Raw genomic sequence first — 203 nt, forward strand, 5'->3', positions numbered from 1 at the left:
GGAGTGGTAGTTCAGTTGGTTAGAATACCGGCCTGTCACGCCGGGGGTCGCGGGTTCGAGTCCCGTCCACTCCGCCATTTGATATCGTAACAAAATTAGTAAGTGCATTACCCCATGCACATACCACTGCGGAGTGGTAGTTCAGTTGGTTAGAATACCGGCCTGTCACGCCGGGGGTCGCGGGTTCGAGTCCCGTCCACTCC

At 56.7% G+C, this 203-nt stretch carries 2 tRNA genes; both read left to right on the forward strand.

Annotated features, from left to right (window positions below):
• Positions 1-77: transfer RNA gene (locus AAEY57_RS21390), tRNA-Asp, on the forward strand.
• Between the two features lie 53 nt (positions 78-130).
• A tRNA-Asp gene (locus AAEY57_RS21395) sits at positions 131-203 on the forward strand.

The sequence above is a fragment of the Pseudoalteromonas sp. MER144-MNA-CIBAN-0113 genome (genome assembly GCF_040308965.1).
GTDB lineage: Bacteria > Pseudomonadota > Gammaproteobacteria > Enterobacterales > Alteromonadaceae > Pseudoalteromonas > Pseudoalteromonas tetraodonis.